The following is a 14197-nucleotide window of genomic DNA, read 5'->3' on the forward strand; positions in this document are numbered from 1 at the left end:
TATTAATATCCTAATTCATAAGAAAATTCTGTTACAACATGTCTATATCTACAATTAACAACTTCAACTCGGAATTTTTTATCCATGAGCTGAAGGTTATGTAGTTTTTTTATACCACTTCTGTTTTCTGTAACTTGAGCATTCTCTAAGTCATCATTGGGAAGTACTTGAAGCTGCTTAGTTACATAGCTTTCTGTATGCGTATCATTTATTTCTGAAAGTATTTTACAATAAAGTAATTTTTTGTCACTTGATTCGACAATATCAAATTCTCGAGTAAGGTTACCTTCTGGTTTTCCATGTTTTGCAGCATTAAAAATTATCACATATAAAGCATCATAAAAAATATGATACACACCACCATAAAGTTCAATATCATCCGCTTCCTCAAAGTCTGTATTCGGATTGAAATTGTCGAAAGTTTGTTGAACTTCGGAGACCACTGCTTTATATAGCAAATTTAATGAAGCTTTAGGGGATGCACTTTGAGGTTTCTTAAACCATGTACATATAATATTAAGTTTTTCTGTGATTAAGCTAGGTAACTCTCTTTCGAACTCTCTAGCTTGCTTCAAGCTATCGCGTTCTAAGTTAAGATTATTGATGTTATTAATAACAGAACCATTAATAAGATATGGTTTTTGACCTTTAATATACGAATTGAATTTTTTGAGGTCAACTTCTGCGAATCTCCAGCAAAACTCTATAACAATAGCCTCTGCACCTACAATATTGCCTGCAACTTTGAAATGCTCAACTAGAGTTGAGAGGCATTTTTGGACTATGACTCTTTTCGCTGAGCCACGAAGGTTAGGGTAAAGGAATCCTAATTTTTTCTGCGGCGCATTAATGTATAACTTGTCATTGATAATGCCCATTACACGTTTTTCATAATCACTTTTCCACTCTGGCCACTTTGTATCTATTTGAGGTATCTGGATTAAATCCTCATATTTTTTTTCAATATTATTAACTACACTAGAATAAAGATGGCCCCTAAAAGTTCCGTGTCTGATTCTTCTTCCTAAATATGAAGCAATGCCAAAAAAACTATTTGTACAGAATTCATTAAAGCAGTTCTCAATTAAATCTGTTAACTGAGGGTTTTCAATTTGGTCTAGGCCATCACTATTATCTAAAATCAATAGAATAGAGCCCATTTGAGAAGATATATTGTCAACAAACCACTCTGAAAATCGAGTTGTATCTACATAAATACGATTGTCATCAATTTCACCACGAATCTTATTTATTTGGCTATTTATATTTAGGTTTCGAGCACGATCTAAATAGAGACTTTCTCCTGAATACTCACCTCTCCATGAGTGCAAAGCTGCTCGAGTTTCAGTTATTTGTTTGGTAGTTTTTATAACTCGTGTCATTCTCGCTATAAAGTCCTCATTGCATGTTTCGTATAAATAAAATGCTAAGGCCTCTGATTTTTTTGACATTTTGTCTATAAATTTGACTAAACTTCCTTCGTAGTTAGCTTTAAGGACTTTTTCTGTCAGGCTTTTTAAAGATACTTGATCTATTTCACTTCTACTTTTTTTGGCAATAAGCAGTCTAAGAACCAATTTAGCTTCTTGAGAGGGAAGCATTGGAAGGATAAATTTCATCGACTGAACATGGATTGTTCTATCCAGCGCGCTGGTCTGACTCATGAGAAGGTATAACTGCTCCTCCGAAATAACCAATTCACTTTTTTGGGTGAATACTAAATAGTTAAAAATAGCTGAACGTGTGACTCCACCTTTTTGCTGTGCGCTATGAAGCTTTATACTAACCAAATCTAATAATTTTTTATCAGACAGCAAGCTAGTTATATCTTTAACGTCAATAATTTTACCTAGTTGTTCGATAAGATCTGGTGTTAATTCAAAATAATCCGAATCTGGAGAATCGTAGAAGTGGTCAATTAAGTACCTGTACTCTATTATTTTTTTACTTTCTAACCAAGCTGAAGACTGTTTGATAAACAGATATTCTGTATTTTCATCATTTCCATTTAAACCAACCATCTCGTCTAATGTTGGAACAGTCTGTTCGAGTTCAACTATGAATTTTTCTATGTGTGTGTATTTAGAAAGATCCAGAAGTCTAGTGTTGACTTTAGTAATTATTAGGGCATCTAAAAGAGAAGACTGCATATTGCTCTGTACTAATTCATTAAGATCATCGTTATCTTTTGCATGTGAATGGAAAGCTAACCTAGCTATATCTCTTGTATATTTATTAGAATTACCTTTATTTGGTAGCCCCATTATTGAACGCTTTATACCAAGATAATCTTGTTCTTCTTGGTAGCAATGTATCAAGCTCGCAGTAATTACCTTAGAGTTTTTTACTGCATCATTTTGGAGTGCTAATAAATAATCATCTTTATTATCATCTTGATAAAGTTCATTAACTAGAATGATCTTTCTTAACAGACAATGACTAAAGCCAAATTGCTCTACTATCGACTTAATCGCATTTGATGCTTCTGAAAACCTACTACTGACAATAGCTTGGTTTAGTCGACCTATAGATTGTATGTAAGCAACCATCATTTTTTCATTTTCGCGCAACACTGCATTCAACATGGACATTTGTTTATGCAAAGGTAGAGAGTCTAAACGTATGTATGATTCTTGGGTTTGGAATGATTTTGGGAAATTTGGGGGAAGTATTGAGTCATCATTATGGAATGCAGATATTGCTTTTTCGACGTTCAGTAACTTTCTAACCGATAGATTCTGCCGCATTTTATTAAGTATTTTTACTGCATCGGCTTCTGATGAAGTATATATCGCTCTGACTTTATTTCTTGTTGTTATATCAAGCTTTTCTAAACTAGGTAGTAAGTTATGATTATATAGTTTACTAAGTATCTGCTTCGAAATTATGTCTTTCATAATATAGTCTTTGAATTGTTATGATTTATAAGACGTACCGACTCTTTTCGCCAGTAGATCAACTATTAAATTAACCAATAGATAGGGAGGTATTGGGCTTCCAAAGTGTGTTATGTTCTACAAAAACTCAATCATTTTTTTATGTATTTGTGTAAAAACCATACTCCCGCTTTTGTGATTATAGGTCAAGTCATTAATTAATTGGATATTTTATAGTATGATGCTTGATTTAGACGTAAGTCACATTATTGGTAAACTTAAATTTTCTGCACCTGTTGTTGACTGGTATATATTTCACTTTGAACAGACCCCTTTTAGTGATTTTCCACTAAATCAATAGACACACCTTTTATCTAAAACCACCTAAACCCTCAAAAGATGGCAACTTTGTACTAGTGAGATCTGGATTGTTAGCTAGTTTAAAATGGGGAAATGTGGTTCATTTATATGTTGTGTACTAAACCTCACTTGATGCCCTTTTTGAGTTGGGCTACTAGATTGTATTATTTATCTTCCCTCCCGCTCTAAGGAAGCCGAAAAGAAAAATCGAGCCACCCATTATTTGAACAAGTAACATAACTCGTTTTCATTGCTTTGGCGAGGGTTACGCTTGATGTACTCAACTCATCAATTTCTATCGATATGACTAAAATATTATCGTTAAATTAGTGATTTATGGTCATCTGAGAAATTCAGCACAGCAGAGAATCTTGATATCAATCAAGTATAAGCAAGATCGTGGTTTTTCAGAAATTAATCCTTAAGCGCACAGCCAACGCTGGCAGTTTTCAGCGCCTTGTCGTCGTTTTCGGTCTAAATGCTTACAGTATTCGGTTAAGGCAGGTAATGCCCAACAGCACCTTTAAATAATGCACCAAATTCAGTGGTGATTTTAAGCCAATTCTCTGCAGGGATGTTTAGTCTATTCAGTATGTCCTGGCTGCTTGAACTAATGGCGCCACGTTTATCTTCTCGAATAATCCGACCGGTATCTTCAACCAGTAAATGTAGTCTTTCACGCTGAACATGAGCCCGTTAGGCATATTGAGTCGCTCATTACCTACAAACGGTAATAGCTCTGGTGGTTGCTCGCCTTTCATCGCTGAATTTATACGTCGTTGAATACTGGTGTAATCTGAGGTTTCTGGGGTGGCGGCCATATTGGCTCTGACTGGGTTTAAATCTACATAGCCATACAGGCTAATACTGCGCCTTCATCAAGCAGTGCTTGAGATTTGAAACGACCTTCCCAGAATCTGCCTGTGCACTTATCTTCTTTATTGGCCATTCTGGCGATGGGCTCACTGAGTGAGCGTATAAACCAACTGATATCAATTAAGCGTTTACGGTATTCGGTAATGCATTCATTAACCGTTTGAAGTTCAAACTGGTTAAGGTCTTCCTCTTTAAGGTATTTGTGCGTGAGTAACGTACCTTTAAAGCCCTTGTGCCATTGAATTAGCACTTCTTTATCTGACCACTTTTTGCTTTGTCAGCATCGACTTTTATAACCACATGTAAGTGATTACTCATCACGGCATAAGCACAAATATCAATGGCAAAGATGGTCGCTAACTCTAGAATGCGTGAATCAACCCACTCACGCCGATGCTCAAAGTTATCACCAGTAGATTTATCGATTCCACACAAAAAAGCCTTACGCGCCACTCAAGAGCAGCAGTGATAGTAAGGCGTATCTTCCATGCTAACGATTGTCTGTCTTGGTCTGGCCATCTTTAATTACCGTTTGGAAAGGGTAAATAAAGCGTAGTTCAGCGCTCAATATTTAGCCAACAATCTTGGGTATCTTAATTATTAAGCAAACGATAACGAGCTGGCTGCTTAGGCCAGAAACAATAAAGCCCGCGGTGCGGGCTTTATATTCACTTTAACTGACGGACTCAATATTGTTAACTATGGGTGTCTCGCTAAATCTCAATTCGATTGTTTATAAATGCTACTCGATATTAAGCCACCTTTATTCGGGTTCATCTTCTAATAGGGTGCTTTGCAGGTCTCCATTTAGTATCTCTCCATCAGTATTAGTGAGATTAAAGCCTACACCTGAGCCATCAAAGTATGATGAGCCATCTAAAATACCGAAGACTTGTGATACAGCATCAAGACTAACTTCCCGAACCATCCTTAGTAATACTAGTTGCTGTTCTTTGTTGAGGTCGTTGTATAGCGTTAGCACTTGACGCCAGTATTCATCCTTAGTGCTCGCAATATCGGTGTTCGTTAGTAACGAACGATACTCTTCTGTAGCATCTTCTACTACAAGCCCTTTTACCTTGGTTACAAAATATTCTGCTTTCATTGTTATTTTCCCCCCATCTGCGGGTACATTTCTTTATTCATTCTAATTAACTTTTGAAGCTGGCTATTGGGTACATCAGGATAAACTCGCCTTAGCTCTTTAATGTCTCTGGCCACAACTTGCCTAACGTTTTCAAAACCGGTCGTTTTAGTTGATAAGCGGCCATTGGGCCCACGACTAGTATGCCCCCTACTAGGAACTAAAATCGCCGGCGCGTTTCTTCTGTTATAGTCAGGTATGAATTGCTCCATAACCTTTGCTTGGCCAACATGGTGCGAATCCAGCCCTTCCACTTTACTTTGTAGATGCTTATGAAGACCCACGTCAAATTTCTCATAAGCCTTTGCAGGCTTAAATAGCACCATGCCCATACTTAGCATGGCGCCACCATATTCACCATCAGAAAATTGGTTGAAAGCATTTATGCCGTCTTCGGCGAAGAAGTTCCATACTTTACCTCGCCAACCATCATCCTGACTCAGTTGGTCGTTTGAGTGATTTGCAAGCCAATCAACGAAGTTGACAACCTCACTATACGCACCACTTAAACCCCCACCTACATTGGTACCACTCTTCGACGCCGGAGTCTGCAACCCTACATCTTTACTTTCTTGTTTACCTGCGCCTCCACTTTGAGCCATCTGTAACTTATTTGCTTGACCACTAGATGTCTTCGACGTTGAGTTATTTAACGTTTGAGAGACCATGTTGGTTAACTTCATGCTCTCCGTAACAATACCATTGTCCTTGTAATAGCTATCACAGACACTTTCGAGATTTGAACCTGCACAGCTATACCCGGTCGGATCTGTCCCTGACATCGGGTTATTCAAAATATACGAATACGGGTTAGCGCTCTGGCTATTCTCTGGGAACTGCAAAAACGGGTCAACACTTAAAAAACGGCCGATGTTGAAATCGTATATCCGCCCGTTCATATGAATGAGCTCTTGGTCAATCAAATGCTCGTGATTTGTATAGCCCTTAGTGACACCTTGCCAATTAGTACCAGATAATAATGTATTACCAGATGCAATGTCTCTTGGGCGACCAAACACATCATAACCACGGTGCTGTAATACGGCACCGGTTTTGGCATCCATCAAGGTATCGACACTGCCTAAGTGGTCTCGCAGTACGTGCTGGAACGGTGATTGATTACCTAAGCTGCCCACATGGGCTTTCATCTTAATAGTGTGGTCACCAATGTAGGTTTTATCTACCGTACGGCTTAAGGTCACTTCACGCTCAAAACTGCCCACATAATACGTGGTCGATACCACACTACCGCTTTGCTGTTTAACCTGTTTATAGCGGTTACCATTCGCATCGTAACTGAATATACTTTTTACATTATTGCGGTCTACCGTTAACGGCTTGTTTTGGTCGTTATAGCTTAACGTTACGCCATCACCCATGAGCCTGTTACCGTTATTGTCATAGGTGAAGGTTTTTGTACCACCACGGATAAACTGCCTAATGGCGTTAGGGCCTGCATTACCGCCAGCACCTTTTCCTACACTACCGTAGAGATACTGACTACCATAATCGCCTTTGACAAGAATGTTACCTGCCGCGTCATAATCATAATTAACCGCAGTATAGGTGATACCTTTGTACGTTTTAGTTGAGTCATCAACCCGCATGAGCTCGTCATAGTTGTAGCTTTCTTTGAACTGGGTAATCACGTTGTGTTGAAAGGCTAAGTTACCCATTCCATCATAATCATAATTTAAGTATTGCACCCCGATAGTACTGCACCCTCCAGAAGAACTGGTACAAATACTCGTCGGTGAACCGGCTAAATTACGGCTAAACTGTTGAACATAATGGTTACTGAACGTTTGTTGGTTAATACTGCCAAAGGCGCTGTACTCATCGATTATGCGCAGTGATTGCTCGGAACCATCAGTAAAACGTTGGTAATCTTCGACTAAATAACCATTGTCGTCAAAACGATAGGCTACATGCTCGCCGCTAGGGTACAGCATGGCTTTAATACGGCCAAATTGCGTGTCATAGGCATATTTTTCAGTGAAATTTAAGCTACCAATAGCCGTAACAGTTTGCTTAATGCGCCCAGCGGTATCATAGCTATGAGTTTGAATATTATCATAGACTTGAGCCCGATAGAGCTTACCGTTACCCACGACAGTATCGTATACCCAACTTCTGGCTTGCTGACCAGCCTGACTCGTTTGGCGGCCTGCTTTGTCATAGCTAAATGTGGTTGTAATATTGCGCGCATCTTTTTGGGTTATAAGCTCGCCATATTGATTATAAGTAAAGTTCCAGACCCCCATGTTCGGGTCGTTAAACCATGCCTTGCGGCCTAAATCATCATAGCGGGCGGTGATTTGGCTGCCCAGCACATCTTGGATTAATACAGGCAAGCCTGCGGCATTATATGCAAAGTAACTTTTATTACCTTTTGCATCTGTAGTGCTTAATAGCTGACCAAGGCTGTTATAACTGCGACTCATCGACGCATTTAACCCGCCAGAAACACTAATATTCGTCGTAACGCCATCAGCATAGTCATATTCTGATTGGTAGCTGACCATGCCATCATCGTAAATCTTACGAGCGGGGCGCCCTAATGCATCATAACCTTCAAATTGTGTCGTAATTTGGGTGCCGTAATCTTCTGTTGGCTTGGTTTCACTAACAATATTGCCTCTTGCGTCGTACGCGGTTTCGCTAGTGATTTCGCCTTCAAAACTATCTGATACCTGCTTTACAGGACGACCAAGACTATCGAAATAGGTAACGGCTTGTGGTTGACCATCTGCTTGCATGGTTTGCTTATAGGCATAGTTACCCGTTTCCCACTGTAGAGAAAGATAACTTGTGGGTTGAATAACAATATTGCCTTTGGTGACAGATGAGCTTTGCGGTGCGCCAATAAAGTTAACCTGATTGGTTGTCGTCACCCCATTCATATCAACAGATGTCAACACCTGACCGGTTAGCGGGTCGTAGGTATTGGTTGTCACTGCAACGCCCGGCCACTGGGCATTAAAGGTTTTGTAGGCAAAATAACCATCATTAGTCATAGCGACCTGATTGTACCTATCACCCACACTCACTTTGTTTGCATTACCGTACTGGTCATAGTTGCTATAGGTCGTAGTGGTGGCGACGCCTTGTAATGTACCCGTGCCTTCAATACGACTGCTAAGCAATGCTTTGACGCTTTGTTCATTACTGCCATACGTGTGCGTTGTTTTTTGGCTTGTTGCGGTATTAGCAGGGTTTAACACGACACTACCGTGAGCTGCTTTGTAGATAACCGATTGATTGGCGGTTGAGATTGTCGGCACTGACCAGCCTGCGTTATCAGTATAAGTTTGTGTACTGCTTTTATTATGCTCAATGGTGCTATCAACTGTTTTAGTTGATGATGAAGTGGTTTGGCAGAAACGATTTTTAACTTGTGTGTTTGTCACTGTAGACACGATAGTGTTTGGATAGATAGATCTCGTTTCGCTCGTTGTCTTTTTGGGATAGAAACACCAACTACGACCAACAACTGCAGTATATTCCGATTGGCTCGGGGACAGTTCGTCAACTCGGTATTCATTAAGAGTATTTTGTTGACCGTCTTTAACGGTTTTTTTCATAACGGTCCCTGACCAAGGGAAGGTTTGTGAAAAAACGGTTTGAGTCGTTAATGTATGTAGGTTTTGAGCATCAGTATTGGTTTCAATAATGTCACTAAAACCTTGATAGCCTCGACCCGCGACATGGAAGCGAGCATTTTTATAATTATATTCCGTTTTGTTAACCCCATTTAGGCCATTATCTTCTTTTAACGTGGCAACAACTCGCATGGTGTTAGTGAAGTTAACATAAGGATATTGAGTCCCTACAGGGGAGCTATACCGATTTTTAAGTTGTGTGTAGCCAAGCTGTAATTTTTCCCCCATACCCGTTTTGATACTCTTAATTACAGTATCTTGAGTATCCACATGTGCAAAAAGGGTAAATCCGACGGGATAAGAGCTAGGCTTACCGCCTTGTTTAGAGCCGTAAAACCAAGTGCGTTTTGTGGCGTCTGACTCAACCCCCATTCCGGTGACAAAATCAACTCTGCCGTCGCCAGTTAAATCGATAGGCGACAATGTAGCCAACGCCCCATAAATAGGTAACTGAACATTAGTAAAAGATTTGCCATCAGGATTGGTGAGTAAAACATTCCAGTACCAGACATCATAGTCATAAAATCTGGGAGCATCAGCTCCGTCCACAGCACCACAGGCTTCGTTAGTACTCCAGCTCCAACAGTCATACAGGTACTTTTTACGAGATACATCCGGATAAAGGATATCTTGACGTCCGTCACCATTATAATCGATAAATTGAATATAGTTTTCATAGACGTAACCGCTCGGGCCACCATAAACAGGGTCTTTAGAAAAATTACCACCACTGACAGTCCATGCGAGTTCTTTTATCCCTGTATTAACAGGTGCTTCAAATAATCCATTGCCTTTATTGAAAATAATATAACGGGTGTAAAAACGGTCATTGCTGTTTACTTTGTTCAACGTCAAAATATCGCTGAGCCCATCGCCATTTAAATCAACCCAACGGCTCGGTTTAGAACGATGAACAGCGTCGACGTTAATGTTAAATGTGGTGTTTTTCTCCGTAAATGTGACAGCATTTGATGAGTTGAAGCCAATTTTGTACCATTTTAATGATTTATGGAATTGACTTGGCGCCAAATCCAATACACCGTCACCATCCACATCCATCGGAATAAGCGGTTCTTTGGCCTGTGCAGTAAAGCTGCCTTTGTAACTAAAACCAGCACCTGAGGCATTTCGCAGATAAGCTTTATAAGTAACAATATAGTTGCTAGAACCAGTCTGTTTATTCGTCGCGAGTAAGATATCTTTACGGCCGTCGCCATTGATATCAACCGCATGGCTTGAACAAAATTTATCGCCAATATCACGATAAATAGTGGTGTAACATGTCGCGCTAATAGCTGAATTGTAAGTGCTCTTAACACTACCGTTAATGTTAAAGCTGGTAAAAACTAATTGCGAAGCACTGTTAGTGTAGACAAAATCATCAGAGCCATCTAAATCGTAATCTATAGTGCCCGTAATAACGTTTGAACTTTTCTCATTTTCAGAAAGGACACCATCGCCATTGGCGTTTCCAGCCCATTGACGACTACTGATACCAGGCAGGCTTTGGTAAGTGATTTTGCTCCCAGTACGTGACAAATAAATACCATCCAATGGAATAGATAAATCAGCAACACCATCACCATCATAGTCAGCATCCTGTATCGCTTTTAATCCTACGGTATAGTTATCCGTAATACTTGATAGGGAGTGACTGGTTCGTAAGCTGTGTTGATATTGACGGTAAAACCAAGTGAATTCCGTTTTTAAACAATCGTTATTACTTGCATCACAATATTCCAAATTATCTAACACAACAGCATCATTTAAAGATGAGGTCGGAGCCTGGTAATTTAACAACCACATGGCTTTTTCTTGCCCTTCAATGTTCATTGAAATGTTCATTAATTGCCTATCATGAACACTATATCCACCCCATTGATAACTTTTAGAGCCAGGAATTGTCTTGTAGTCAAAGTGAATATGACGAGTCCCTAAAACACCTTTATGACCGGTATAATAGATATCAAGAAGATAACGATTTCCTGCAGATGCTTCATCATATTGATAACTGACTTCATTGCCGTGACTGTCACGGGTGGTATCTTGCAACCACGTTGAAGCTAAACTTAAACCAGCAGGAACAATGCGACTATTTGTGGATTGGCCAAAGATGTGTTGAGTGCCATTCACTTCAGAAGCGACAAAGTAAACACCACTGCTATTTAATGTTCCACCTAATTGCTGCACAATAACGGAGCCATCACGCTCGGTTTGATAGAAGGTGCCAGAGGAGCCATAGTTTCCAACAGAACCGCCAGCATTTGCTGCCACTGCCACTAAACGACTGCCGTTATAACAAATTTTATCTTCTGAACTAAAGGTACTATTAACTGTTGAACCATCTAAATCAAATATGTATGAGCAACGGGAAATGCTCGAGTTGGCCGATAAACTCCAGCCCATTCCGGCAATTCCTTCACCAGATTGACTGCTGTAGTTTAGCGACAAGCTAGGCTGGACGCCCTTACGACCAGGGGCAATTGTCAAAGGCACTGAATAAGAAAAAGCACCGCCATCAACGCCGGCATTGCCTTTTATTTCACCCACTAAGTCGCTTTGTGCTGGTGAGGTTTGGCCGTTGGTTGAGTCTGGAATGGTTGAAATGTCAGCTAAAACCCCATTACTTGGACTGCCGCCACCAGAACTAACACTTCCAACTAAGACATTTGAACTATAGCGACCACATCCACTGCTATCACACACTTTAGCTCGATAGTAATAACCTGATTTTGTTTTCCCTGATAGAGATAATGTTCTTTGGCTTGTCCAACCAGTACATATAGTTGGTCCTGGTCCAAGCACAAGATCAATAGCGCTAGGCTGGAGGGGAACCGTGGAAAAACTAGATGGGGTTGATACCCGGGAGACAACGCCACCGTCATAAGGATTCCCTAAACCATCGTAAACAGTTTGCCATGTCGTTCCATCTTGTGACTCTTGAATATTAGCTGAGGTTATGCTGCAACCCATTGACCAGTATAATTGCACTGATGAACCCGACTTAGTTCCAGTTAATGTAGGAGGTGACAGCAGTTCAAATATCGGTGCTGCATAAGCAGAAATGGAAAAGGAAGAGCTTAAAATGAGTAACAGATATAAACAAAACCGATACACAATAAGGTGTGGCATAACTAGTCCATTAGTAGTGAATTACATAAGAAGCTAAAAATGTACATAAAACACACAGCCATGTAAATGAATAGTTTCGTAAATGTTTTACTTTAGCATTTCTCTATATAGCTGAATAACTATCAAAAAACTCTCCGCATGCTGAAAAGCTACTTGTTTTATTTGTAATAAATGATATCGCTAACAGTTGGATATTGATTAGCTTTTGCATAAGAAATGAAAGTAAGCCTAGCGCAATATAGCTTAGCCCTAAGATGCTTTGGGGCAGAAATGCGCTAGCCCTTAACCCGTTTCCTCACCAAAAGTGCCAAAAAAAATATCAAACTTTAATATAAAGTCACATCTGAGCACCATGGAGAACCAGTTAACACTAAGGTGGCCTGGCTTTGAATATTCAATAAGTGATCTTTCCCCAAGCATTAGCATATTCAAGAGAACTGCCCGAGCAATGGTGGATCTCGTCAAATACCACGAACACCCGATTTTGTTTTAATAGTTGCCAGAAATTCTCTTTGAAAGACTGCATACTTTGATGCGTATAAGAACAACCAACGGCGCCTTTCATCAGACGCTCTTTGGAGCCAAAAAGCACCAGAATTATTAGTAAGCTGATCTATTTTATTAATTGAAGCAAAGTATGTAAATCCGGTCTTGAGTATTATGGGTACACCATAATACTCACAAAAGTTGAAAAATGGGTACACCATAATTCAAATTATGGCCTTAGAAAGGCGAATCGAACGTAGACACCACCTTATCTCTAAATCCGCCTAAAATCTCAAAGGACTGAGATATTAAACCTATAATATTTTTAGATCTGGTTGTATCCAGAGTATTAGATTGCAAAGGCTTTTGTTTATAGCTACTTCCAAATTCTAGTTTGTTATTACCTATAGGTGAAATACAATCTTTCATAACTTCATTTTTATCTAACGATACTATTTCTGACAGACTAACATTTACGGGGTTTCTAAATATTACAGGCTGATCGGGTATTTCTTCTGCTATGCGATTTGCAAATTCAACAAGTTTTGGCTCTGCAAAAGTGAATAGCCATGCTTGTTGATCAACTGATGTCGTCATACGTAAAATTCGACCTAATACTTGTCTAAAGTAGAGCTCGGTTTTAACTCTGCTGAGATGGCAACATACTTGCAATCGTGGGATATCCGTTCCTTCACTTATCATCCCAACACTGACTATCCAGTTGATCGAACTGTTCCGAAATTCATTTATTTTGTGTGAAGGTTCGTCTTCTTTATAGGTAACAATTTGAGCGGTTTGATTAAACTCCGTTTTAAGCATGTTGAAGATATATGCAGCGTGCTCTGTTGATGAGGAAACAATAAGCCCTGCGGCATTAGGATTGACCTTCTTGATGATTTTAAGCTTGTCTGTTGCTAGGGTTAAAATATGCCGGAGAGCATCATCATTTTTTATGACTGATTGATAAGGAACTGCTGAACCTTTGAATAGATCACCTAGGCTATTAAACGTTTTAGTTTCATTATCTTCGTCAGTAACCGATATTTCGTCATTATCAATTAAGACAATCTTTGGGTTTCGGCATACACCGTCAGTTACAGCTTCTTTTAAGCCATAAATGTAATCACACTGTATTTGATTATCAGGGTCGGTATAGCGAGATAGAGCTATAGGTGCTTGATCTGAGCGCCACGGAGTACCTGTTAACGCTAAAGTGTATTCTGCTTGGTTTTGAATATTCAGTAAGATCTCTTCCCCCCAAGCATTCGCATCTTCAAGAGAACTGCCCGAGCAATGATGGATCTCATCAAATACCACCAGTACTCGATTTCGTTCTAGAAGTTGCCAAAAATCTTCTTTAAAACTCAACATGCTTTGATAAGTATAAGAACAACCAATCGCACCTATGACGCCATCGAAACGGCATTTCAACCGTTTAGAAAAAGTATACTTAATGCCTTGGGATATATTTATAGAAGGTGAAAAGCAAAGTACAAAATCAATAAGGTCTCGCTCAAGCAGCTTAGCAGCGACTTCTGAAGCCATAACAGTCTTACCTGCGGCTGGAGTTGCCAAACAAAGGAAGTGATGGCGTTTGGCATTAAAGTACTCTAGAGCGCGATTGGCGCACTCTGACTGCCATTTTCTTAATTGCATTAGAC

At 39.7% G+C, this 14197-nt stretch carries 4 protein-coding genes and 2 pseudogenes; all 6 read right to left on the minus strand.

Features of this window, described 5'->3' with window-relative positions; genetic code table 11:
- Nucleotides 1–2 precede the first annotated feature (2 nt).
- Entirely contained in the window at nt 3–2897 is a 2895-nt protein-coding gene (locus EGC86_RS18245) for a hypothetical protein (protein WP_123778491.1), read from the minus strand.
- Between the two features lie 760 nt (nt 2898–3657).
- Nucleotides 3658–4631: pseudogene (locus EGC86_RS20985) on the minus strand (transposase).
- 244 nt (nt 4632–4875) lie between these two features.
- Complete coding sequence (locus tag EGC86_RS18265; protein ID WP_123778493.1) at nt 4876–5217, minus strand: hypothetical protein; 342 nt, start codon at nt 5215–5217, stop codon at nt 4876–4878.
- Between the two features lie 2 nt (nt 5218–5219).
- Nucleotides 5220–12050: a SpvB/TcaC N-terminal domain-containing protein gene (locus EGC86_RS18270; protein ID WP_123778494.1), complete on the minus strand. Its 6831-nt coding sequence runs from the start codon at nt 12048–12050 to the stop codon at nt 5220–5222.
- 341 nt (nt 12051–12391) lie between these two features.
- A pseudogene (locus tag EGC86_RS21110) lies at nt 12392–12609 on the minus strand (diguanylate cyclase); the annotation flags it as partial.
- A gap of 164 nt (nt 12610–12773) precedes the next feature.
- On the minus strand, nt 12774–14192 hold the full coding sequence (locus EGC86_RS18280; protein WP_123778495.1) for a DEAD/DEAH box helicase: 1419 nt from the start codon (nt 14190–14192) through the stop codon (nt 12774–12776).
- Nucleotides 14193–14197: the final 5 nt, after the last annotated feature.

The organism is Shewanella frigidimarina (assembly GCF_003797125.1).
Taxonomy (GTDB): domain Bacteria; phylum Pseudomonadota; class Gammaproteobacteria; order Enterobacterales; family Shewanellaceae; genus Shewanella; species Shewanella frigidimarina.